Annotated in this window: 24 protein-coding genes; 12 read left to right on the forward strand and 12 right to left on the reverse strand. The window is 60.7% G+C overall.

Annotation, left to right across the window (positions count from 1 at the left end):
* Positions 1–13: 13 nt before the first annotated feature.
* The 3 genes from BLR63_RS00850 to BLR63_RS00860 all read right to left on the reverse strand — a co-directional run bounded on the left by BLR63_RS00850 (position 14) and on the right by BLR63_RS00860 (position 2,052).
* On the reverse strand, positions 14–880 hold the full coding sequence (locus BLR63_RS00850) for a DUF6279 family lipoprotein (protein WP_010563896.1): 867 nt from the start codon (positions 878–880) through the stop codon (positions 14–16).
* A 65-nt stretch (positions 881–945) separates the two neighbouring features.
* Positions 946–1,668 (reverse strand): TorF family putative porin, encoded by a 723-nt coding sequence (locus BLR63_RS00855; protein WP_010563897.1) that lies wholly within the window; start codon positions 1,666–1,668, stop codon positions 946–948.
* Between the two features lie 204 nt (positions 1,669–1,872).
* Positions 1,873–2,052, reverse strand: a complete 180-nt coding sequence (locus BLR63_RS00860; protein WP_003193095.1) for a hypothetical protein — start codon at positions 2,050–2,052, stop codon at positions 1,873–1,875.
* A gap of 311 nt (positions 2,053–2,363) precedes the next feature.
* Here BLR63_RS00860 and BLR63_RS00865 point away from each other — a divergent pair, with 311 nt between their 5' ends.
* The 3 genes from BLR63_RS00865 (at position 2,364) to BLR63_RS00875 (ending at position 5,411) form a co-directional block, all read left to right on the forward strand.
* On the forward strand, positions 2,364–3,200 hold the full coding sequence (locus BLR63_RS00865) for a CvfB family protein (protein ID WP_010563898.1): 837 nt from the start codon (positions 2,364–2,366) through the stop codon (positions 3,198–3,200).
* Between the two features lie 171 nt (positions 3,201–3,371).
* A complete protein-coding gene (locus tag BLR63_RS00870) occupies positions 3,372–3,770 on the forward strand; it encodes a DUF2177 family protein (RefSeq protein WP_042946567.1) in 399 nt (132 codons plus the stop codon).
* Positions 3,771–3,968: 198 nt separating this feature from the next.
* Positions 3,969–5,411, forward strand: a complete 1,443-nt coding sequence (locus BLR63_RS00875; RefSeq protein ID WP_010563900.1) for an NCS1 family nucleobase:cation symporter-1 — start codon at positions 3,969–3,971, stop codon at positions 5,409–5,411.
* On the opposite strand, the gene BLR63_RS00880 is transcribed toward BLR63_RS00875, so the two are convergent.
* Positions 5,323–6,531 carry an MFS transporter gene (locus BLR63_RS00880; protein WP_010563901.1) on the reverse strand — a complete coding sequence of 403 codons (1,209 nt, stop codon included), beginning with the start codon at positions 6,529–6,531 and terminating at the stop codon, positions 5,323–5,325. The two genes, BLR63_RS00875 and BLR63_RS00880, sit on opposite strands and share 89 nt — an antisense overlap.
* 104 nt (positions 6,532–6,635) lie before the next feature.
* Here BLR63_RS00880 and ptrR point away from each other — a divergent pair, with 104 nt between their 5' ends.
* Both ptrR and BLR63_RS32090 read left to right on the forward strand, forming a co-directional pair.
* Positions 6,636–7,529 carry a putrescine utilization regulator PtrR gene (gene ptrR / locus BLR63_RS00885; protein ID WP_010563902.1) on the forward strand — a complete coding sequence of 298 codons (894 nt, stop codon included), beginning with the start codon at positions 6,636–6,638 and terminating at the stop codon, positions 7,527–7,529.
* Positions 7,530–7,671: 142 nt separating this feature from the next.
* Positions 7,672–7,794, forward strand: coding sequence for a PA1414 family protein (locus BLR63_RS32090; protein WP_017134862.1), 123 nt, complete (start codon positions 7,672–7,674; stop codon positions 7,792–7,794).
* Positions 7,795–7,940: 146 nt separating this feature from the next.
* On the opposite strand, the gene BLR63_RS00890 is transcribed toward BLR63_RS32090, so the two are convergent.
* From BLR63_RS00890 to speB, 4 genes are read right to left on the reverse strand one after another with little or no spacing between them, the layout of a single operon-like run.
* Complete coding sequence (locus BLR63_RS00890; RefSeq protein WP_010563903.1) at positions 7,941–9,323, reverse strand: sodium:solute symporter; 1,383 nt, start codon at positions 9,321–9,323, stop codon at positions 7,941–7,943.
* Positions 9,324–9,357: 34 nt separating this feature from the next.
* On the reverse strand, positions 9,358–10,869 hold the full coding sequence (locus BLR63_RS00895; RefSeq protein ID WP_010563904.1) for a purine-cytosine permease family protein: 1,512 nt from the start codon (positions 10,867–10,869) through the stop codon (positions 9,358–9,360).
* A 21-nt stretch (positions 10,870–10,890) separates the two neighbouring features.
* Positions 10,891–11,310: a YybH family protein gene (locus tag BLR63_RS00900; RefSeq protein ID WP_010563905.1), complete on the reverse strand. Its 420-nt coding sequence runs from the start codon at positions 11,308–11,310 to the stop codon at positions 10,891–10,893.
* A complete protein-coding gene (speB, locus tag BLR63_RS00905; RefSeq protein ID WP_010563906.1) occupies positions 11,310–12,260 on the reverse strand; it encodes an agmatinase in 951 nt (316 codons plus the stop codon). Before speB ends, BLR63_RS00900 begins: the two co-directional genes overlap by 1 nt.
* A 256-nt stretch (positions 12,261–12,516) precedes the next feature.
* On the opposite strand from speB, the gene BLR63_RS00910 reads away from it, so the two are divergent.
* The 7 genes from BLR63_RS00910 (at position 12,517) to BLR63_RS00940 (ending at position 20,220) form a co-directional block, all read left to right on the forward strand.
* The gene (locus BLR63_RS00910; RefSeq protein WP_078834318.1) at positions 12,517–13,410 is read left to right on the forward strand and encodes a LysR family transcriptional regulator; all 894 of its coding nucleotides are present in this window, start codon (positions 12,517–12,519) and stop codon (positions 13,408–13,410) included.
* A gap of 6 nt (positions 13,411–13,416) precedes the next feature.
* The gene (locus BLR63_RS00915) at positions 13,417–14,022 is read left to right on the forward strand and encodes a tRNA-uridine aminocarboxypropyltransferase (RefSeq protein WP_010563908.1); all 606 of its coding nucleotides are present in this window, start codon (positions 13,417–13,419) and stop codon (positions 14,020–14,022) included.
* Positions 14,023–14,175: 153 nt separating this feature from the next.
* Positions 14,176–15,078, forward strand: coding sequence for a cysteine synthase CysM (cysM, locus tag BLR63_RS00920; protein WP_042946570.1), 903 nt, complete (start codon positions 14,176–14,178; stop codon positions 15,076–15,078).
* The gene (gene rlmD / locus BLR63_RS00925) at positions 15,078–16,430 is read left to right on the forward strand and encodes a 23S rRNA (uracil(1939)-C(5))-methyltransferase RlmD (RefSeq protein ID WP_010563910.1); all 1,353 of its coding nucleotides are present in this window, start codon (positions 15,078–15,080) and stop codon (positions 16,428–16,430) included. The genes cysM and rlmD overlap by 1 nt, the downstream gene beginning before the upstream one ends.
* 136 nt (positions 16,431–16,566) lie before the next feature.
* Positions 16,567–18,810 (forward strand): GTP diphosphokinase, encoded by a 2,244-nt coding sequence (relA, locus tag BLR63_RS00930; RefSeq protein ID WP_010563911.1) that lies wholly within the window; start codon positions 16,567–16,569, stop codon positions 18,808–18,810.
* Positions 18,811–18,815: 5 nt separating this feature from the next.
* Positions 18,816–19,649 (forward strand): nucleoside triphosphate pyrophosphohydrolase, encoded by an 834-nt coding sequence (gene mazG / locus BLR63_RS00935; protein WP_010563912.1) that lies wholly within the window; start codon positions 18,816–18,818, stop codon positions 19,647–19,649.
* 25 nt (positions 19,650–19,674) lie between these two features.
* Positions 19,675–20,220, forward strand: coding sequence for a DUF2058 domain-containing protein (locus BLR63_RS00940; RefSeq protein ID WP_010563913.1), 546 nt, complete (start codon positions 19,675–19,677; stop codon positions 20,218–20,220).
* Between the two features lie 333 nt (positions 20,221–20,553).
* Here the strand turns inward: BLR63_RS00940 and BLR63_RS00945 are convergent, their stop codons facing one another.
* From BLR63_RS00945 to purM, 4 genes are all read right to left on the reverse strand, one after another.
* Positions 20,554–20,742 (reverse strand): hypothetical protein, encoded by a 189-nt coding sequence (locus tag BLR63_RS00945; RefSeq protein WP_010563914.1) that lies wholly within the window; start codon positions 20,740–20,742, stop codon positions 20,554–20,556.
* A gap of 286 nt (positions 20,743–21,028) precedes the next feature.
* On the reverse strand, positions 21,029–21,742 hold the full coding sequence (locus tag BLR63_RS00950; RefSeq protein WP_010563915.1) for a DUF3108 domain-containing protein: 714 nt from the start codon (positions 21,740–21,742) through the stop codon (positions 21,029–21,031).
* Between the two features lie 8 nt (positions 21,743–21,750).
* Complete coding sequence (gene purN, locus BLR63_RS00955; protein ID WP_010563916.1) at positions 21,751–22,401, reverse strand: phosphoribosylglycinamide formyltransferase; 651 nt, start codon at positions 22,399–22,401, stop codon at positions 21,751–21,753.
* Positions 22,401–23,459: a phosphoribosylformylglycinamidine cyclo-ligase gene (gene purM, locus BLR63_RS00960; protein ID WP_010563917.1), complete on the reverse strand. Its 1,059-nt coding sequence runs from the start codon at positions 23,457–23,459 to the stop codon at positions 22,401–22,403. The genes purN and purM overlap by 1 nt, the downstream gene beginning before the upstream one ends.
* Positions 23,460–23,480 lie beyond the last annotated feature (21 nt).

The following is a 23,480-nucleotide window of genomic DNA, read 5'->3' on the forward strand; positions in this document are numbered from 1 at the left end:
GGGCTTGCTCTCGTTAGTTGGCGGCGGTCTTGAGGCACTTGAGTGCCTTGAAGTCGCTGCGCACGCCGTCGATTTTTTGCGTCAGCTTCAGGCGCTGTTGCTTGCTGCTTTCAGCCATCAAATCGACGAGCAGGCTACGTGCCGCCGCTTCGGTCAGGGCATAAGCGACGCGATATTCCGGGGTCCACAGGCTTTCGCGATCCACCAGTAACTGCTGCATTTTCTGCGGGAAGTCGGCTGTTTGGCGTTGTCGTACCGCCTCCATCAGTTGCGCCTGCCAATCGGCGCGATTGCCGATCCACTCCCGGTTTTGCTCGCCCAGCTCAATGGACCACGCCGTGACCCGGTTCTGTTGGCTGCTATTGAGCGGTCCCATCCAGGCGTCCAGGCGTTTGCTCATGCGTTGGGCGCGTTCCTTGATCTGTTGCTCCAGCGGTGGCTTGAGGTACTCGTCCTGGCGTTGGCGCAGGTCTTTGGTCAGGGCGGTGTTCATGTCCTTGACCTGTCGATCGTCCAGGCTCTGGAGCAGCTCGACAGCCGATGGGGTGATTGCCTGGGCGACGTTGGCGATGGCCTGTTTGGCTTCGACGGTACGGGCCTGCAGGGCGGCGTCGCTGACCTGATGGTTGTCGACCATCTGTTGCAGGCGATCGAGCCAGTCGAGGTAACCCGGCAACTGCGTGGTGCAGTGCCAGGCCAGGTGTTCCTTGAGTTTGTCGTTGAACCAGCGTTTCTGCCCGGCGTTCATGTCCAGGTAGTCACCGAGGGTCCAGGGGATGATCACGTCAAGGTTGCGGTAGGCCAGGCCGACGCGATTACAGCCGGCGAGCACCAGGCTCAGGGTCAGCAATACCAGCAGTCGTTTGAGCCAGTGCAGCATGGGCGGGTCCTTGCACAGAGGGATTAATGCATGTGAACCCGCAGCAGGCGCGACAGTTCAGCCCGTCAATAAAACGACCGCGCCGCCTTCAAGGTCAACAGGCCATCGCATTGCGAATTGTGTCCGGAGTAGGCCGAGCAGTCGCCGCCGCTGAGGCTGGAGTCGCTGTAGATCAGGTTCAGGTCAACGCCCATCCACGCCCTGGAAAATTGCAACGACCAGTCACTGAAGGCGCGAATGGCACCGCCCTCTACCGAAACCGGCGTGCCCAACTGATGGGTGGTGTATTTCATGCTGACGCCGATGCCGAATGGTTGGGTACCGCCGAGGTCGGCGAACAGCGTGCTGTCCTGGCGGTCCGGGTCGTTGCTGAAGGAAACGCCGAAGCGATTGCCCAGCAGGTTCAGGCCGCCATAGAACTCCTGGCTGTTGAGGGGGCTGAGCTTGGGGTAGCTGTAGTGGATCAAGCCGACTTCATAGCCCAGGGTCTGATCGAAGGGGTGTTTGAAACCCACATACGAGTCGATTTCGAGATTGTTCGCCGAGGATAGGCCCATGTTCGGCGAGAATTGGCCGAAATACAGGCCGCTGTCGTGGCTGAGGTCCAGCCCGCCATGGAACGAATCGCCGCCGGGAGACGTCGGCTTGACCAGGCCCTGAGCCATGCTTCGGCTGGGCGTGGTGCCCAATTTCAGGTCGAAGTCGCCCAATTCACGCTGGAAAATCTGCGCTTCGGCGAGGGGGCAGGCAGCCAGGACGGCGACCAGGAAAATGCAGGGTTTGAACATGCTTCACTCCGTGAAAAGCGAGGAGCAGTGACGAAAAAGTCGGGAGATGCCCGTGCTAGACGTGTGCAAGCATACCGGCGAATGCCTGGGGATGAGGCCCGTTCGTCGATTGGCGCGAGGATGAATGTGTTGGGAGGGTATTGCCGGCTCTAGTCCAAGCGCCTTGAAGGCAAGGCGCTCGGGGACCAGGTGTGTTGCGAAGTCTTACTTCTTGCCCAGGCTGATCTGCTTGGACGGGCCGAAAGTCTGGCCGCTCACGCCCTTGGCAATTTGCTGGATTTCGCCACCGGACTTGAGAAAAGCAGCAATCTGGCTGTTGATCGATTCGCTGGTTTCAACGGCGGGAGCTGGCTTTGCTTTGCTATTGGATGCTTTTACGCGCATGGCGGCCACTAACCTGTAGAAAATTAACTTGGCCAGGCATCGTACAGGAAATACTTGACAATTGCTTGGCAAATATCCACGGAGAATAAGTGCGGTGGTGATAAAGCACCAAAGTTCATCTTTGAATTAAGCGCCTAACTGACTGTTTTAGCTCGAAACCATGGGGCGTGCTGGGGGTTTCCAGTGGGCAAAATCGAGTCGATTGATCGGACGAGCGGGATGGTCCTGCGCCAGCCCGCGATTTTTAGGGCGTGCGCGCGTGGCGAGCGCAACTCGGGTAGAATGCCGCCCACGCAATGAGGGTATTGGAAATGGCTTTAGTCGGGCGCTACAACAGCTTGCAAGTGGTTAAACACACTCACTTCGGTTTGTACCTGGATGGTGCGCAAGATGGTGAAATCCTCTTGCCTAATCGGTATATCCCGAAAGATATTCCGAGTGAAGATGAAGATTGGCTTAACGTGTTCATTTACTTGGACAGCGATGACAAACTTATCGCGACGACGGAGAAACCGAAAGTTCAAGTTGGCGAATTTGCCAGTTTGAAAGTGGTTGAAGTCAATAGTATTGGCGTATTCCTCGATTGGGGTTTGCCCAAAGATCTGTTGTTGCCGTATTCGGAAGAAAAACGCCAGTTGAGCGCCGGTGAATATTGTGTGGTGCACGTCTACCTCGACAAGCACACCAAGCGCATTACCGCGACTGCGCGCCTCGATCGTTATCTGGATAAGACGCCCGCCAACTACCAGGTGGGCCAGGAAGTCGACCTGTTGGTGGCGGAAGCGACCGATATGGGCTTCAAGGCGATCATCAACAACAAACACTGGGGCCTGATCCACAAGAACGAAGTGTTCAAGTTCCTGCGTCCGGGCAAGGAAGAGAAAGGCTTCATCAAGGAAATCCGCGCCGATGGCAACATCAGCCTGAGCCTGCAACCGGTCGGCCAGGAAGCGGCCTCCAGCCTCAACTCGAAGATCCTCGCCAAGTTACGTGAAAACAATGGCACCTTGCCGGTCAGCGATAAAAGCGACCCGGCGGTGATCAGCAACTTGTTCGGCGTGAGCAAAGGCAACTTCAAGAAGGCCATTGGCGCACTGTACAAGCAGGGCCAGATCGTGATTCATGCGGATCGCATTGAACTAAGCTGAGTTCGGTTCGCTCTCTTGCAGGAGCGAGCTCGCGAATTCTACAAAATTCGCCCACAGCCATGTAGGAGCGAGCTTGCTCGCGAAAAAACCAAGAGCGCCGCGCTGTATCAGGTTCTCCGCGTTATCGTTGGCGATTTTCGCGAGCGAGCTCGCTCCTACAGGGCCATTGCCATGTCTAAGAAGTCTGTGTTCGCTTACCTCGGCACCTTGCTGGCCTTTCTGGTGCTCGACGGCCTCTGGCTCGGCGTCCTTATGGGCCCGACCTACAAATCCCTGTTGGGCCCGCTGATGCTCGATCAGCCGCGGCTGTTGCCAGCCGTGTTGTTCTACCTTCTGTATGTCGTCGGTTGCGTCGTGTTCGTGGTCTTGCCCAGCGTCGGTTGGCAGCGTGCGGCGCGCCTGGGCGCGCTGCTCGGCCTGGTCGCCTACGGCACCTATGACCTGAGCAACTGGGCCACGCTGCAAGGCTGGTCCGCCGGGTTGGCGGTGATGGACATGGCCTGGGGCGCCGTCCTTACGGCGGCTTGCTGCACGTTTGGGCATTTGTGTGCACATCGAGTGCAACACTGATTGTGTACAGGATTTACGTGCACCGTTGCTGAGCATGGCGCTCACGTCTAAAACCTCATAAGCCCCTTTGGAATGCAGTTTCTGGGGGATTGTGTGCTATTGGCACGCATTCTGCTGACTATCTCGTATACAAATCAGGCCGCCTACCGTATGCATCCCGTGACGGAAGCGCAGGCCGGTATTTCGAGGAGCCCAGCGATGTCAGAACAATTGCCCAACGGCTACAGCCCGCGCCTTTACAACCAGGACCTGGGCCCACTGCCGCAAAAGTGGACCTGGTACAACATCTTCGCCTTCTGGATGAGCGACGTGCACAGCGTCGGCGGCTATGTGTTCGCCGCCAGCCTGTTCGCCTTGGGCCTGGCCAGTTGGCAGGTATTGGTCGCCTTGCTCGCCGGTATCTGCATCGTGCAATTGATTGCCAATCTGGTGGCCAAGCCGAGCCAACAGGCGGCGGTGCCTTATCCGGTGATCTGCCGGCTGGCGTTTGGGGTGTTTGGCGCAAATATTCCTGCGGTGATTCGCGGTTTGATCGCCGTGGCCTGGTACGGGATTCAGACGTACTTGGCGTCGAGTGCGTTGATCATCGTGGTGCTGCGTTTTTTCCCGCAAATGGCCGTGTATGCAGAGCCGCATTTCGCGGGCCTGTCCTACCTTGGATGGTTTGGTTTCCTCAGCTTATGGGTATTGCAAGCGGCGGTGTTCTGGGCCGGCATGGAGTCCATTCGCCGTTTTATCGACTGGGCCGGGCCGGTGGTGTATGCGGTGATGTTCGCCCTGGCTGGTTGGATCGTGTGGAAGGCGGGCTGGGCGAATATCAGCTTTACCCTGGCGGAGAAAACCCTGTCGGGCTGGGAGGCGTTCGGCCAGGTGATTGTGGCGACCGCGCTGGTGGTCTCGTACTTTTCCGGGCCCACCCTGAATTTCGGTGACTTCAGCCGCTATTGCCGCAGTATGCAGGACGTGCGACGCGGGAACTTCTGGGGGCTGCCGGTGAATTTCCTGGCGTTTTCCCTGGTGACCGTGGTGATCGTCTCGGGCACCTTGCCGGTCTTCGGCGAAATGCTCCATGACCCGATCGCCACTGTGTCGCGCATCGATAACAGCATGGCGGTGCTGCTTGGCGCGTTCGCCTTTGTCACCGCCACCATTGGCATCAACATCGTCGCCAACTTCGTATCCCCGGCGTTTGATTTCGCCAACGTGGCCCCGAGCAAAATCAGCTGGCGTGCCGGTGGCATGATCGCGGCGGTGGCGTCGATCTTTATCACCCCATGGAACCTGTTCAACAACCCGCTGATGATCCACTACACCCTGGATATCCTCGCGGCGTTTATCGGCCCCTTGTTCGGGATTTTGCTGGTGGACTTCTACCTGGTCAAAAAGCAGCAGATCGATGTGGATGCGCTGTTCGATGACAGCCCGAGCGGGCGCTACTACTTCGACCGTGGGGTGAACTGGACAGCGGTCAAGGCGCTGGCGCCCGCCACACTGGTGGGCGTTGCGATCACTTTCACCCCGGCTTTGCAGGGAATGGCCAACTTTGCCTGGTTTACTGGCTGCTTCCTGGGTGGGCTGTTTTACCGGATATTGGCGCGGCGTGAACAGGTTCGCGTGCCAGCGCCGATGGCTGTCGGCTGACCAATGCCGCGCCTGCCAGTAACAAACCGACGCCGGCAATCACCAGCGCCGGTTGCAGGCCGCCGCTCACGTGGCTGCTCACCGACGCCAACAACGGCCCGCTCAACTGGCCCATGGCAAAGCTGGCGGTGAGTAACCCTGTGCTGCGCTGATAACCGTGGGGCGCGATTTCCCGCAGGCGTGCCATCACCAGCTGCATGCACGCCAGAAACGGCGCGCCGCACAGCAACACGCCCAGCGCCAGGCCCCAACCATTACCCAGCAAACAGGCAAACACTCCACCCGCTTGCAGCCATAAGGTTGTCATCAGCCAGCGGCGGGTGGTGTGCGGGTCCTTGCGACGCAGGCTGGCGACCACCACGCCCATCACGGCAGCCAAGCCAAAGCTGGGCCAGAACAGATCGGCCTGCCAGGCACCCTTGAACTGCGCGCTGGCCATCTGCGACAGGAACGTCGCCGGGATGATGTAGCCCAGGCCGTACAGCGCATAGATCCAGCACAGATGGGTGATGCTGTCGTTACTGGCGCTCTCGGTTTGGCTGGCGACGGAGGTGTGGGCAGCGGACGGCTTGGGCAGGAATGGCAGGATCGCCAGCAGCATCGCCAGTGCGACGCCTCCATACACCAACCACAAGGTTGCCGAGCTTTGCCCCAGGAGGTTGGAGCCCAATGCCAGCAACCCGGTCAACAGAATCCCCAGTCCAGGCCCGGCAAATACCAGGGCTCCCAGGCGTGGGCGTCCGGCGGCAATCGCCAGCGGCTGGCTCAGGCTGGTGATCATCACCAACACCCAGGCACTCGCCACACCGGTCCCGAAGCGCAACAGCAGGTGCGGCCAGAAACCCTGGGCCCAATACGACGCCAGGGTCAGCAGTACACACAACCACAGCCCGCCGTACAAACGACCGCGGACATGGTGATGGCTGCGGGCGAAGATCGAATCCACCGCGCCAACGAAATAGCCCAGGTAATTGGCTGCCGCAATCAGGCCGGCGCCGGTCAGGTCGATCTGACCCTCGCTGAGCAGGTGGGGCATTTGTGGGGTGAGGGCGAAGCGGCCAATGCCCATGGCCATCATCAACGCGATAAAACTGGCGAGTAAGCGGATCAGGGGCGACATGGTCAGGTCTCCTGCAAGCAAGCGAATGACCATCAGGCTAGAGTGGATTGACTTTCTGTAAAAATGAATAATAGTGAGTAACTTGTTCAGTTTTGGAGAAAGGTATGGAGTTCAGTCAATTGCGGATTTTCCAGGCCGTGGCGGAAGAAGGCTCCATTACCCGCGCTGCCGAGCGCCTGCACCGCGTGCCATCGAATCTGTCCACTCGCCTCAAGCAGATGGAGGAACAGCTTGGCGTGGAGTTGTTCGTGCGTGAGCGTCAGCGTTTGCAGCTGTCGCCTGCGGGAAAAGTATTGCTGGACTACAGCACCCGTCTGCTGGCGCTGCATGACGAAGCCCATGGCGCCATCCAGGGCGGGCAGCCGGCCGGCGACTTCGTGCTGGGCAGCATGTACAGCACGGCGGCGGTTCATTTGCCGAAGCTGCTGGCGCGCTACCACAAGGCTTACCCGATGGTGAACTTGCAGGTGCAATCGGCACCCAGCGGAGAGTTGCTGGAAGGATTGATCACCGGGCGCCTGGACGCGGCGCTGGTGGACGGCCCGGTGACCATTGCCACCCTGGATGGCGTGCCGCTGTGCGAAGAAAGACTGGTGCTGATATGCGAAGCCGACCATCCTCCGGTGCGCGGGCCGCAGGATGTCGCGGGGCGCGCGGTGTTCACCTTCCGACGCAGTTGCGCCTATCGCACACGCTTGGAAAGCTGGTTTTCCCACGAGCGGGTCGCCATGGGCCGGGCGATTGAGATCGAGTCCTATCAAGGCATGCTCGCCTGTGTCATCGCCGGTTCTGGGGTGGCTTTGATGTCCGAATCGATGCTCAACAGCCTTCCCGGCAAGGACAGCGTGTCCGTTCATCCGTTGACTGGGCCTTTTGCCACTGCGACAACCTGGCTGATGTGGCGAAAGGGTATGCTCGGCGCTAACCTCAACGCATGGATCGACCTGCAGCAAGCGGAGAAGGCCGTGGTCTTGCAAGACTCGCGCGCCATTGCTTGAACGATCCGTCAGGATTTTGATCAATTCAGTAATAGTTCATTGTGGTTTCGTTCAAGCAATACGTAGGACTTAGGGCTACTATCAGTGTAGGAAAAGGCGACAGAACATGCGCCTACCAGCATTACCCTCAAAGGGGGCAACCATGAAAGAGAAAATCCAGAACTGGCTCCACGACCTTGGTGTTGCACTGGGCTTGATCGAGCCGCCGCTGCAACCTATACCGATTCGTACAGACGATGAGCAGCGTCGTCCACGTCGTCGATAATGCCTTCAGGCGCTCAAGCCCACGTGTTTGAGCGCAGTTTTCGAAACGCCGCAGAGAGTGGGGCTGTTTTTGCGCAAGGCAAAAAAAACGGGCGCGATATCCGACATCGCACCCGCTGAAGAAACCACTCAGAATTCAGTTATCTCCTACGCTATGTGCGCGCCCACCGCTTCAGGCCGGCGCGACAACAAACTCACTCCCACAAAGCTCACCAACGCTACTGCCAGGCTGTAGTAGATCGGCGTGTTGGCATCCAGCCCATCCTTGAACATGAACACCAGCGCGGTCACAAAGCCCAGGGTCATGGACGTGATTGCCCCCGGAGTGGTCGCCCGCTTCCAGAAGATCGCCCCAATCAGCGGGATCAGCATGCCCCCCACCAACAAGTTGTAAGCCAGGGTCAGGGCGCTGATCACATCGTTGACCACCAGGGCGATGGCCAATACCGCCGCGCCGGTCAACAAGGTGAACAGGCGGTTGATCTTCAGGCTCGACTGTTTGCCGCCACGCAGCCGCGGTAGCAGGTCTTCGGTCAATACGGTGGATGCCGCCAGCAACCCGGCGCTGGCCGTCGACATCATCGCCGCCAAGGCCGCCGCAATCACCAGCCCACGAATCCCGTCCGGCAGCGACACTTTGACGATGGCCGCAAACGCGTTGTTGACGTTATCCAGATCCGGAATCAGCACATGGGCCGCCATGCCAATCAGTGCACAGGCCAGGCCGTAGAGGATGCAGTAGAAGCCGGCGAAAGTGCCTGCATACTGGGCGACCTTTTCGTCACGGGCGGTGAACACCCGTTGCCAGATATCCTGGCCGATCAGGATGCCGAAGAAGTAGATCATGAAGTAGGTGATGATCGTGTCCCAGCCGATCGCCGTGAAGCTGAAATTCGATGCCGGCAGCTTGGCCACCAGCTCATCCCAGCCGCCCACGCGGTACAGGCAGATCGGCAGCAGGATAAACATCAGGCCGACGGTCTTGATCACGAATTGCACGATATCGGTCAGGGTCAACGACCACATGCCACCGATGGTCGAGTAGACCACCACCACGCCACCGCCCAACAGCACCGACATCCAGAACGGCAGGCCGAACAACACCTGCAGCACGGTGCCGATGGCCAGGATCGAGGTCACGCCAATCATCAGTGCATAGGCCAGCATGATCACCGCACTGGCCTGGCGGGCCATGGGGTTGTAGCGCTTTTCCAGGACCTGGGTCACGGTGAAGATTTTCAGCTTGAGCAGCGGCTTGGCCAGGAACAGGTTCAGCGCGATGATCCCAGCACCCAGCGCGGCGCACAGCCAGAAGCCGGAGATGCCGTGTACATAGCCCAGGCGCACCGTGCCGACGGTGGACGCGCCGCCCAATACCGTGGCGGCCATGGTGCCCATGTACAGCGATGGGCCCAGGTTACGGCCGGCTACCAGGTAGTCTTCGTGGGTCTTGGCGCGGCGCATACCGTAATAGCCGAGCACAAGCATGCCGGCGGCGTAGATGAGTACGACGAATAAATCCAAAGCCATGACGGCAAATCTCCGCTTATTTTTTTTATGAAAATCAGGTGGCGTGTTGCTGCGTCGGTGCAGTGCGCGCATCTATGCGCAGGCTGCGGGGGTCGGTCGGCCCATAGACGGCCGCCGGTTCCGGGAACAGGCGAAGCAACGTCAGGTACACCGCCGAGGCCAGGCCCAGCGTCACCGGCAGGCTGATGTCGATGCCATCGGCCAGGTTGCCCAACGGCCCGACGAACTGCCCCGGCAGGTTGACGAAGCACAGCCCCACCAGCGCACTCGGGATCCAGGCACCCAGGCCGCGCCAGTTCCAGCCATGGCTGAACCAGTAACGGCCGCCGGTTTCACCGCGGGTGAACACCTGCAGGTCATCCGGGCAATAAAAGCCGCGACGCACGATCAGGCCGATGATCATCATCACCATCCATGGCGTGGTGCAGGTGATGATCAGCACGGCGAAGGTCGACACGCTCTGCACCAGGTTGGCGGCGAAACGTCCGATAAAGATGAAGGCAATCGACATCACCCCGATCAGCAATGTGGCCTTGACCCGCGACAGCACGCGCGGGAACACGCTGGACATGTCCAGCCCGGTGCCATACAGCGAGGTGGTGCCGGTGGACATGCCGCCGATCACCGCGATCAGGCACACCGGCAGGAAGAACCAGGTGGGCGCCACGGCCAGCAAACCACCGACGTAGTTGTTGGCCGCGATGTAGTCCGGTGCCTTGACCGCCACGATGGTCGCGGTGGCCAGGCCGAACAGGAACGGGATCAAGGTGGCGATCTGCGCCAGGATCACCGCGAGCATGATCCGACCCTTCGGGGTTTCCCGTGGGATATAACGCGACCAGTCGCCCAGGAACGCGCCGAAGGAAATCGGGTTGCTCATGGCCACCAGCGCGGCGCCGATGAAGGCTGCCCAGAAGCCGGTCTGGCCCAGGGCTACGGTGCCGGCGAAGTGGCTGTCGAAGGTTGGTGCGAACGCGAAGATGCCCAGCAGGAACAGCAGGCTCGCCGCCCACACCGCAATGCGGTTGACCCACAGCATGAAGCGAAAGCCATAGATGCATACCGTCAGCACCAGCAGGGCGAACAGACCGTAGGCCAGGCCCAGGGTCAGGTCGGTTTCCGGCAGGCCGATCAGCCGTTTCGCACCGCCGACCAGTGCATCGCCCGAACTCCACACCGACAGTGAGAAGAAGGCAATCGCCGTCAGCAATGACAGGAACGAGCCGACAATCCGCCCGTGCACCCCAAAGTGTGCCCCGGAAGACACGGCGTTGTTGGTGCCATTGATCGGTCCGAACAGGCCCATGGGCGCCAGGATCACAGCGCCCACCAGCACGCCCAGCACAATCGCCCAGACACCGGCCTGGAATGACAAACCAAACAGCACGGGGAACGAGCCCAGTACGGCGGTGGCAAAGGTATTGGCACCGCCGAAGATCAGTCGGAACAGATCCTTGGGGCTGGCGGTACGTTCGTGGTCCGGGATCTGTTCGACCCCGTTGGTTTCTATTTTGCGAATACTGTTGTCGTTGTTTTTATTATTCATGATCAGCTCCGATCACATTGGCTAATGGGGCGGCAGCCCTTCCGGCATAGCGGATAAATGTTCGTGACAGGCCAGCCATAGGCCTTGTTGTTCTAATTGAGATCCTTGCCGTCTGAAGACAATGGTCTCGCGTTCCTGGCTAAAGAATTGCTCCCCGTTCATGCGCAGCTCGGTGGCCACGTCATGAATGAAAATCGCCAGGTCACCTTGCAGGCTGACCACAGCGTTGCTCGAGGTGCAGGAGAGCACCTCGAAACCTTCGTCCTGGCGCCAGCTGTCCCACAACGCCTGGTAGGCATCGCGACTGAGCAACGGCTGGGGCAGGGTGTAAAACACAAAGCTGGCATCGGCCGTGAACGCGCCGAAGTAAGCGGCGCGATCATTGCGGGCAAAGGCCGCCACCAGGTCGGCGGCGGCTTTCAACACCTCGTGCGCGCTCATCAGCGGTGCGCCACGCCGGGCAGTACGCAGAGCATCTCGTACAGCAAGTTGGCGCCGAGCAGCGAGGTGTTGCCGGTGGTGTCGTAGGGTGGCGAGACTTCGACCAGGTCGCAACCGATCAGGTCGAGACCCTGGCAGCCACGGATGATCTCGATTGCCTGGATGGTGGTCAGTCCGCCGATTTCCGGGGTGCCGGTGCCGGGCGCCCATGCCGGGTCGATGCCGTCGATGTCGAAACTCAGGTACACCGGACCGCCGCCGACTTTTTCCCGCACTTCGGCCATCAAGGGTGCGAGGGAGTGGTGCCAGCATTCTTCGGCCTGGACCACACGGAAGCCCTGTTTACGGCTCCAGTTGAAGTCCTCGGCGGTGTAGCCCTGGGCGCGCAGACCGATCTGTACCACACGATCGCAATCGAGCAGGCCTTCTTCCACCGCGCGGCGGAAGGTGGTGCCGTGGGCGATTTTCTCGCCGAACATATGGTCGTTGACGTCGGCATGGGCATCAATGTGCACCAGCCCGACCTTGCCGTGTTTCTTGTGGATCGCCCGCAGGATCGGCAGGGTGATGGTGTGGTCGCCGCCCAGGGTCATGGGGATCACGTCGTGTTCGAGGATCTCATCGTAGGCTTCTTCGATGATGCGCACGGCGTCCAGCAGGTTGAAGGTGTTGATTGCTACATCACCGATGTCCGCCACCGACAGCGAGTCGAAGGGCGCGGCGCCGGTGGCCATGTTGTACGGGCGGATCATCACCGATTCGGCGCGGATCTCCCGCGGCCCGAAGCGAGTGCCGGCGCGCAGCGAAGTGCCGATGTCCAGGGGCACGCCGATAAACGCGGCGTCCAGGCCCTTGGCCGACTGCAGGTGGGGAAGACGCATCATGGTGGCGATGCCGGCGAAGCGCGGCATTTCGTTGCCGCCCAGTGGTTGGTGGAAAATCTTGTCCACGGGATTGCCTCATCGTGTTGTGTTTATTAGCGGCCGATTCTGCGAAAAGCACGGGGCGGGAAGAATCGGCAGGGGCAAATACTTAGTTCAGATTTTTCTAAACTAATACGTGAGGTAGACTCGGATGCCTGACCAATACCGCATGTCGGACTCGATCCCCCTGTAGGAGTTGGCTTATCAGCGATGGCGATATATCTGAACCACCGCGATCGCCGGCAAGCCGGCTCCTGCAGTGTTTGTGTCTTCTGGAGACTCCATGGCCAACGCCTTGCCTGACCTGAAACTCCTGCGCATCTTCGTCAGCGTCGTGCGGCACCAAGGGTTCGCCAATGCACAGCACGAACTCAACCTGTCCACTTCGGCCATCAGCACTTATATGAGTCAGCTGGAATCGGGGCTGGGCTTGGTGCTGTGCCATCGAGGTCGGGGCGGGTTCAGCCTGACCAGCAAGGGCGAGCTGTTCTACCAGGAAACCTTGCGCCTGCTCGGCGAGCTGGAGGGCTTCGAGCAATACGCCGCCGCGCTCAAGGGTGAACTGCGCGGTACGCTCAAGCTGGGGGTGCTCGACTCCACCGTCAGCGACAAGGCCTTGCCGTTCGCCGAAGTGATCGGCGCCTACAGCCTGGAGCACCCGGCGGTGCACTTGCATCTATCGGTGCTAAGTCCTTACGAACTGCAACTGGGTGTGCAGGACAACCGCCTGGACCTGGCCATCGGCGCCTTCTCCAACCGCATGAGCGGGCTGATCTATATGCCGCTGTACCGCGAACAGCACTGGCTGTATTGCAGCAGCCGCCACCCGTTGTTCAATGAACGGCGGATCCCTGAACAAGTGATTACCCAGCAACGCATGGTCGGGCGCGGCTATTGGAGCCAGGCCGAACTGGCACGCCATGGCTTCAAGCACAGTGCCGCGACCGTTGAGAGCATGGAGGCGCAGTTGATCCTGGTGCTGTCCGGCGCCTATATCGGCTACCTGCCCGAGCACTACGCCCAGGCCTGGGCCGACAAGGGCGACCTGCGCGTGTTACTGCCGGCCACCTTCGGCTACCAGGCGCCGTTCTCGATGATCATGCGCCGTGGCCGCAGCCGCGAACCGCTGATCCAGACTTTCCGCGATCTGCTCAAAGCGCAGCTCAACCAGGCCTGAAAAATCATGTCCAGACCCCAATGTTCCCGTTGCCTGAGGCCGACCGCCCATTGCCTGTGCCCGCTGATCCCCAGCCTCGACAGCCGTACCCGCGTGTTGCTGTTGCAGCACCCGAGCGAAGTCAACCATGCGCTCAATACCGCGCGTTTGGCGGCGCTGGGCTTGAACAAGGCGCAGTTGGTGGTGGGGGAGGTCTTCGAAGATCTGCCGACTTTATTGAACCCACCCGGCTACCAGGCGCGGCTGCTGTTTCCCGCTGACGACGCCCAGCCGCTGCAAGCCTATGCCCCCGGCGATCAGCCGCTGTTGCTGGTGGTGCCCGATGGCACTTGGCGCAAGGCCCGCAAACTGCTGCACCTCAATCCGTTGCTGGCGGCGTTGCCACGGGTAACGCTGGCCGAGGGCGCCGTGTCGCGCTATCGGCTGCGCAAGGCGCCGGGGCCGGGCGCCTTGTCAACGGTGGAAGCGATCGTGCAGGCGTTGCAGGTGTTGGAAGCGCCCACATCGTTCGAGCCCTTGCTCAAACCTTTTGAGGCACTGATCGAGGGGCAGATTGCGGCGATGGGCGACGAGGTGTTTCAGCGAAACCATGGCGACGGGCGGCTGGGCTAGTCGGGTATCGAGGCTTGCTCCCGATCGCGTCTCTACAGTCTCCACATCATTCGCTTATTCCCATAAGCCATAAGCACCGCACTTTGCGTGATATGGCGCGCCAGGCTTTCCCGGTATGATGTTCGCCCCCGCAGTCTGGATTGCGAATACGCCATGACCTTGCAGTACCCTACAATCGCCGATTGCGTCGGCAATACGCCCCTGGTCCGCTTGCAACGCATGGCGGGTGAAACCAGCAATATCCTGTTGCTCAAGCTCGAAGGGAACAACCCGGCCGGGTCCGTGAAAGACCGTCCGGCGCTGTCGATGATCACTCGCGCCGAGTTGCGTGGGCAGATCAAGCCAGGCGACACCCTGATCGAAGCCACTTCGGGCAACACCGGGATCGCCCTGGCCATGGCCGCCGCGATCAAGGGCTACAAGATGATCCTGATCATGCCGGACAACGGCAGCGCCGAGCGCAAGGCGGCAATGACCGCCTACGGTGCCGAGCTGATCCTGGTGACCCAGGAAGAAGGCATGGAAGGCGCGCGTGACCTCGCCGAACGCATGGCCGCCGAAGGCCGTGGCCTGGTGCTGGACCAGTTTGCCAACGGTGACAACCCCGAGGCGCACTACACCACCACCGGCCCGGAGATCTGGCGCCAGACCCAGGGCACCATCACCCATTTCGTCAGCTCCATGGGCACCACCGGCACCATCATGGGCAATTCGCGCTACCTCAAGGAGCAGAATCCCGAGATCCAGATCATCGGCCTGCAGCCGATGGAAGGCTCGGCCATTCCCGGCATCCGCCGCTGGCCCGAAGAGTACCTGCCGAAGATCTACAACGCGACGCGCGTGGACCGCATCATCGACATGGCCCAGCGTGAAGCCGAGGACACCACCCGTCGCCTGGCCCGCGAAGAAGGCATCTTCTGCGGCGTGTCCTCCGGTGGCGCCGTGGCTGGCATGTTGCGCTTGTCCAAGGAAGTGGAAAACGCGGTGATCGTCGCGATCATTTGTGACCGAGGCGACCGCTACTTGTCGACCGGCATCTTCGACGCGCCCAACTGATGGCCAAGCACGAGCGAGGCCTGCGCTTCCAACCGACGGGCGGCAGCCGGGCCCCACAGATTCCCGTGGGCAAGAAACAGCACCTGACCATCGAGCGCCTGGCCAACGATGGTCGGGGCATCGTGTTCTTCGAGGGGCGTACCTGGTTTGTGAATGGCGCGCTGGCCGGCGAAGACGTCGAAGCGCGGGTGTTGGGCACCCACGGCAAAGTGGTCGAGGCCCGCACCGAGCGTGTGCTCAAGGCCAGCGAACTGCGCCGTCCGGCGCCGTGTGCGCACGTTGGCCGCTGCGGCGGTTGCAGCGTGCAGCACTTGCCCCATGACGAACAACTCGCCCTGAAACAGCGCATGCTCGCTGAGCAACTGTCCCGCGTGGCGGGTGTCGAACCGCAAGAGTGGGCTACAGCGTTGAGCGGGCCTGAATTCGGCTACCGGCGTCGCGCCCGGGTGGCCGTGCGCTGGGACGCCAAGGCGAAAAAACTCGAAGTGGGTTTCCGTGCCGTGGCCAGCCAGGACATCGTCGCCATCGATGATTGCCCGGTGCTGGTACAGGCCTTGCAGCCGATCATGCAGCGTTTGCCGAACATGCTGCGTCGCCTGAGCAAACCCCAGGCGTTGGGGCATGTGGAACTGTTCAGCGGTTCGTCCATCGCCATATTGCTGCGCCATATGGCGCCGTTGTCCGATGCGGACCTGCACATATTGAAAGAATTTTGTACGTTCCATGATGCGCAACTGTGGCTGCAGGGGGAGGGCCAGCCGCAACCGGTGGAGCCTGGCCACGCCCTCGGCTTCCAGTTGGAGGCATGGGACCTGGAACTGGCTTACCGACCGGGCGATTTTGTGCAGGTCAATGCCGGGGTCAACGCGGCAATGGTCAGCCAGGCCCTGGCATGGTTGGCGCCCCAACCCGATGAGCGGGTGCTGGACCTGTTTTGCGGCCTGGGCAACTTTGCTTTGCCCCTGGCGCGGCAGGTGCGCGAAGTGGTGGCGGTGGAAGGCGTACAGGCCATGGTGGACCGGGCGGCAGCCAACGCCGTAAGCAACAATTTGCATAATGTGCAGTTTTTTCAGGCCGATTTGTCTCAGCCTCTGACTGACGCGGAGTGGGCCAAACAGGGCTTTTCTGCGGTACTCTTGGACCCACCTCGCGATGGGGCCCTGGAGGTTGTGCGCAAGCTCGCCACTCTGGGGGCCAAGCGCTTGGTGTACGTGTCCTGCAATCCGGCGACGCTGGCGCGGGACACGGTAGAGTTGGTCAAGCAGGGCTACCGGCTAAAACGTGCCGGAATCCTCGACATGTTTCCGCAAACCGCGCATGTCGAGGCGATGGCGTTATTTGAAGCGGGCTAGGATGCCCGTTTAATCCGACTGGCCTGCATTCTCCAAGGCCGTGACCTGCCAGGGAGAGTGTGTAAGCTTTAGTGATAAAGCAGGTCGGCGATGATTTTTGGCGCATCGAAGGTGCGTCGTAGGGAAGGTAAGCAAGATGGTACAGGTGAGAGCACACCAGCCGATCAACACCGACGGCAGTATCAATCTCGAGGCATGGCTGGATCATGCCATCAGTGTCGATCCGGCACTGGACCGTGAAGCCTTGAAGGCAGCCTGCGAGTTCGCTCGTGAGTCTGAACAGCAAGACAATGCGGCCAAGAACCTGTGGGCCGAAGGTACTTCGAGCTTTCGCACCGGCTTGGAAATCGCCGAGATTCTCGCCGATCTCAAGCTGGACCAGGATTCGCTGATCGCCGCCGTGCTCTATCGCGGCGTGCGGGAAGGGCATATTCCGCTGGCCACCGTCGGCCAGCGTTTTGGTTCCGTGGTGGCCAAACTGATCGATGGCGTGCTGCGCATGGCGGCCATCAGTGCCAGCCTCAGTCCGCGCCAGTCCATGGTGCTGGGCACCCAGGGCCAGGTCGAGAACCTGCGCAAGATGCTGGTGGCAATGGTCGACGACGTGCGCGTCGCCCTGATCAAGCTGGCCGAACGCACCTGCGCGATCCGTGCGGTGAAGACCGCCGACGATGAGAAGCGCAACCGCGTGGCCCGCGAAGTCTTCGATATCTACGCGCCGCTCGCCCATCGCCTGGGTATCGGCCATATCAAGTGGGAACTGGAAGACTTGTCCTTCCGGTACCTCGAGCCCGACCAATACAAACAGATCGCCACGTTGCTGCATGAGCGACGGCTCGACCGTGAGCGTTTCATCACCGACGTGATGGGCCAATTGCGGGCTGAGTTGCAGGCCACCGGCGTCGACGCCGACATCAGCGGCCGTGCCAAGCACATCTATTCCATCTGGCGCAAAATGCAGCGCAAGGGCCTGGCCTTCAGCCAGATCTACGACGTGCGCGCGGTGCGCGTGCTGGTCCCGGAAATACGCGACTGCTACACCGCGCTGGGCATCGTCCACACCCTGTGGCGGCACATCCCCAAGGAGTTCGACGACTACATCGCCAACCCCAAGGAAAACGGCTATCGCTCGCTGCACACTGCGGTGATCGGCCCCGAGGGCAAGGTGCTGGAAGTGCAGATCCGCACCCACGCCATGCACGAAGAGGCGGAACTGGGGGTGTGTGCGCACTGGCGCTACAAGGGCACCGACGTCAAGGCCGGGTCCAACCAGTACGAAGAGAAAATCTCCTGGCTGCGCCAAGTGCTGGAATGGCACGAAGAACTCGGCGATATCGGCGGCCTGGCGGAACAGTTGCGCGTCGACATCGAGCCGGACCGGGTCTACATCTTCACCCCCGACGGTCACGCCATCGACCTGCCGAAGGGCGCCACGCCGCTGGACTTTGCCTACCGCGTGCACACCGAAATCGGCCACAACTGCCGGGGCGCCAAGATCAACGGGCGCATCGTGCCGCTCAACTACAGCCTGCAAACCGGTGAACAGGTCGAAATCATCACCAGCAAGCACGGCACCCCAAGCCGCGACTGGCTGAACCCGAACCTGGGTTACATCACCACGTCGCGGGCGCGGGCAAAGATCGTCCATTGGTTCAAACTGCAGGCGCGCGACCAGAACGTGGCTGCCGGCAAAACCCTGCTCGAACGCGAACTGGCGCGCCTGGGCTTGCCCCAGGTGGATTTCGACAAGCTGGCCGAAAAGGCCAACATGAAGATCGCCGAAGACATGTACGCCGCCCTCGGGGCCGGCGACCTGCGTCTGGCGCAACTGGTCAACCTGGCCCAGCAACTGGTCGAGCCGGAACGCGGCAACGAACAGCTGGAACTGATCCCGCGCAAGGCCACCAGCTACAAGCCCGGCAAGCGCGGCGATATCCAGATCCAGGGCGTGGGCAACCTGATGACGCAAATGGCCGGCTGTTGCCAGCCCTTGCCGGGCGACGCGATCGTCGGCTACATCACCCAGGGCCGCGGTGTGAGCATTCACCGTCAGGACTGCGCCTCGGTGCTGCAGTTGGGTGGCCGCGAGCCGGAGCGGATCATCCAGGTCAGCTGGGGCCCGGTGCCGGTGCTCACCTACCCGGTGGACATCATCATCCGTGCCTACGACCGCTCCGGCCTGCTGCGCGACGTGTCGCAAGTGTTGCTCAATGAGCGCATTAACGTGCTGGCAGTCAACACCCGCTCGAACAAGGAGGACAACACCGCGTTGATGTCCCTGACCATCGAGATCCCGGGCCTGGACGCACTGGGGCGGCTGCTGGGGCGGATTTCCCAGTTGCCGAACATCATTGAAACTCGACGCAACCGTACCCCATGACGCCGATGTATTCGCTCGACGATCTGCTGCACCTGATGAATCGCCTGCGGGACCCGAAATACGGGTGCCCGTGGGACATCAAGCAAACCTACGCGACCATCGTCTCGCACACCCTGGAGGAAGCCTACGAGGTTGCCGACGCCATCGAGCGCGGTGACTTCGATCATCTGCAAGGTGAGTTGGGCGACCTGCTGTTCCAGGTGGTGTATTACAGCCAGCTGGCACGGGAAGAAGGGCGTTTCGAGTTTGCCGGGGTGATCGACGGCATCACCCGCAAGCTGATCCGTCGCCATCCTCATGTGTTCCCCACCGGCGACCTGTATGCACCCCTGGATATTCCTCAATTGAGCGAAGAGCAGGTCAAGGTGCGTTGGGAGCAGATCAAGGTCGAGGAGCGTGCGGAAAAGTCCGACGCGCCGCTGCAACTTTCCCTACTGGACGATGTGCCTACCGCCTTGCCGGCCTTGTCCCGTGCCGCCAAACTGCAAAAGCGTGCCAGCCAGGTCGGTTTCGACTGGCCGTCGGCATTGCCGGTGGTGGATAACGTTCGCGAAGAGTTGGATGAGGTGCTCGAAGCCATGGCCGATAACGACCCGGCGGCGATTGCCGATGAGGTCGGCGACCTGCTGTTTGCCGCGGTCAACCTGGCCCGCCACCTGAAGATCGACCCGGAAACCGCGCTACGTGGTGCCAATGCCAAGTTCGAGCGACGCTTTCGATTTATCGAACAGGCATTGCGCGATACGCGCCAATCCATGGAAGATTGCACCCTCGAAGAGTTGGACGCCCTGTGGGGCGAAGCCAAACGCCAGGAAAAGAATGTGTCCAGCTGCGGTTGAGCAGTTGCCTAAGTGAGTAAGCACCATGAGCCTTTCCCTTCGCGACCAGTTGCTCAAAGCAGGTCTGGTCAACCAAAAGCAGGCCAAGCAGGTCGGCAAAGAGAAACAGAAACACCAGCGTCTGGTCCACAAAGGCCAGGCCGAGGCGGATGACACCCAGGCACGCCTGGCCCAGGAAGCGCAAGCCGAGAAGGTCAAGCGCGACCAGGAGCTGAACCGCCAGCAACAGGAAAAAGCCGAGGCCAAGGCCCGTGCGGCCCAGGTCAAACAACTGATCGAAACCTCGCGCCTGCCCAAGCTCACGACCGAGGATTACTACAACTTCGTGGATGACAAGAAGGTCAAGCGCCTGTCGGTCAACACGTTGATGCGTAACAAGCTGAGCAACGGCTCCCTGGCCATCGTGCACCACGGTGGCGGCTACGAGGTGATCCCGCGCGAGGCAGCGCTGAAGATCCAGGAGCGCGCCCCGGAGCGTATCGTGCAGCTCAACATCCTCACCGAAAGCCAAGTGCCGGATGAGGATGATCCATACGCCGCCTACCAGATCCCGGATGATCTGATGTGGTAAAGCCCTAGACGCGGGGGGCTGGCGGCCTTCTTGCGTGTTGTTGCAATGAGGGAATGGCTTGTTGCGAGGGGGGCTTGTTGTGGCGAGGGGCGTGTCCCCCGTTGGGGCGCGAAGCGCCCCCCAACCCCGCTCAATACCGTGTGGCCAGCGAGCTTGTTCGCGCTGGACTGCGCAGCAGCCCCACTCTGAGGGCCGCTTCGCGCCCCAGCGGGAGCAAGCTCCCTCGCCACAGGTACGGTGTTCGTCCTTGACTGCACAGCATTGCGTTCAAAAGGCGCGGTTTGCATGTGTGGGCGGCCTTGCGATAAACGCTACCTACCCAATTCCAGCCTGTCAGGAGCCTTCTGCCTGGCTTCTCATCTCAAGGGCTTCAAGCTCGTTCTTATAGTTATGAGCGTCGCTCTCGTTGTGAAACATGCCGACCAGCATGTCTTGTTGATGTACATCCCAGATATGAATCCCATGGCCCAATGCTTCGTGGGACATATGTTCGTCGTCGCGTTCAGTCACTTTTACAGTCATCTGCCTGCTCCCGTCTCTGGTTGATCTGCGACAAGTCGTCGCAGGCTTTTGTTATATGTTTTGTTAGTTTGCTAAGTAAACCGATTTTCTGCGCAACAGTTTGTTGCGAAAACTGCAACAGTCGCCCGGCCCGCTGAAACCGTGGCGTTGCGTTGCGCGATGCCGGTTTTTATGACAAAAGCTTCATCTTCGCGTCAGCCCAGCGTGTTGATCCAAGTGTTGCCTTGCCTGAAAAGCGGACGAAAAAAAGCCCCGCATTCGCGAGGCTTTTTGGCTTATTTGCCGATCAGCTGCCTTTGACAGACTTCCCGTCAACGGTACCGTCTTTGAGCATGATGTTGTATTCCTTGCCGTCGGTTTCCACCTGACGCAGGGCAACCAGGATGCCGCCCCAGCCCTTGGCAAACCACATCTGGGTGATGCGCTTGCTTTGAGTCGGATCACGTACGCGCTCGACCTTGATCGCGTCGATGGAGCCGGCCTTGGTCTGGACCTTTTCCGGTCCGATCACGCGGAAGTCGTAGGTGTCGACATCGGTGCCTTCGACCACGTTGTAGCTCATGCTCTTCTTGCCGGCCGCGACATCGCGCTGCAGGGCCAACTGGTAGGTCGACTTGTCGAGCATGCCGCTTTGCAGGGCAACGTTGACCGGGTCCTTGTTTTCAAACCCGGTGACTTTTTTGGTCGCCTGGTCGAAGTCCAGGTTGATCTTTTTGGCCCTGCCCAGGCCACCGCGTTCGAAGGTGTAGCTCTTCGGTTGCAGGGTGTCCTTTTCGAACAGGATCACACTGGTTTCGGTCAGGCTGGCGATCATCATCGAGGCCTTGAAATTCAAGGTCCAGGAGCCGTCGCCATTCTTGGCCAGGCTGCGTTCAGCTGAACCGCTCATGGGCAACTGTTTCCAGTCGGCGGTGTAGCTCGCGGAGAAAGGGTGTAGGTCTGCCGCTTGCACGGCAGGCAAGGCGAATAGCGCAACAGCGAAGAGCAAGGCGCGACGCATAAAATCTCCTAGGTTCGAATCAAATGGCCGCTGGCCGCAAGTAACTGACCGTCCAATAATGCTCCCTGATCACCAAGAATCAACCGCCCCTCGGCAAACCAGCGAACAGCCAGCGGATAAATCCTGTGTTCCTGGGTGTGAACCCGTTGCGCAAGTGTCTGCGCCGAGTCGTCAGACTCTACCGGAACTACTGCCTGTACGACCAGAGGCCCGCCATCGAGTTCCTCTGTGACGAAGTGCACGCTGCAGCCATGCTCGCGGTCACCGGCGTCGAGCGCGCGCTGGTGGGTGTGCATGCCTTTGTACTTGGGCAACAGGGAAGGGTGGATATTCAGCAGGCGCCCTTCGTAGTGCCGCACGAAGTCTGCGCTGAGGATGCGCATGAAACCGGCCAGTACCACGAGTTGGGGATTGAACGCGTCGATCAGTTCGACCAAGGCACTATCGAACGCCTCGCGGCCCTCGAATGCCTTGTGATCCAGTGAGCGGGTTTCGATGCCCGCATCCCTGGCGCGTTGCAGGCCGTAGGCGTCGCTGCGGTTGGAGATCACCGCAGCGATGCGCACCGGGCTGTCGCCGGTGCGCGTGCTGTCGATCAGGGCCTGCAAGTTACTGCCGGTGCCGGAGAGTAGCACCACGACATCACAGGTCTGGGACATCAATGAGCCTTGAGGTTCTTCAGTTCAACCTGGGCCGCGCCTTCGGCAGCGGTGGCGATCTGGCCGATGACCCAAGGCTGCTCGCCGGCTTCGCGCAGGACGTTCAGCGCGGTTTCGACGTGCTCTTGGGCGACGCAGATGACCATGCCCACGCCGCAGTTCAGCACGCGGTGCATTTCGGTTTCATTGACGTTGCCTTTTTCTTGCAGCCAGTCGAATACCGCCGGACGCTGCCAGCTGGCCACGTCGACGATTGCCTGGGCGCCTTTTGGCAGTACGCGCGGGATGTTGTCCAGCAGGCCGCCGCCGGTGATGTGGGCCATGGCCTTGACCGCGCCAGTGTCCTTGATCAGCTTGAGCAATGGCTTGACGTAGATGCGCGTCGGGGCCATCAGCAGATCGGTCAGTGGCTTGCCGTCGAGCTGGGTGTTTTCGATGTCGGCACCGGACACTTCGATGATCTTGCGGATCAGCGAGTAGCCGTTCGAATGTGGGCCGGACGATGGCAGGGCGAGCAGGGCGTCGCCGGCAGCGACTTTGGAGCCGTCGATGATCTCGGCCTTCTCTACCACACCGACGCAGAAACCGGCCAGGTCGTAGTCTTCGCCTTCGTACATGCCTGGCATTTCAGCGGTTTCACCGCCGACCAGGGAGCAACCCGACAGTTCGCAGCCAGCGCCGATACCGGTCACCACTTGTGCAGCGGTGTCCACGTTCAGCTTGCCGGTGGCGTAGTAGTCGAGGAAGAACAGCGGCTCGGCGCCGCACACCACCAGGTCGTTGACGCACATGGCGACCAGGTCGATGCCGATGGTGTCGTGCTTGTTCAGGTTCAGGGCCAGGCGCAGCTTGGTGCCCACGCCGTCGGTGCCGGAAACCAGTACAGGCTGTTTGTAGCCGGCCGGGATTTCGCAGAGGGCGCCAAAACCGCCCAGGCCGCCCATGACTTCGGGGCGCGCAGTGCGCTTGGCGACGCTCTTGATGCGTTCGACCAATGCTTCACCGGCGTCGATGTCTACACCGGCGTCCTTGTAGCTCAGGGAGGGTTGCTTGCTCATGATCCAGGCCTTTAGGGGGGA

It is taken from the genome of Pseudomonas extremaustralis, assembly GCF_900102035.1.
GTDB lineage: Bacteria > Pseudomonadota > Gammaproteobacteria > Pseudomonadales > Pseudomonadaceae > Aquipseudomonas > Aquipseudomonas extremaustralis.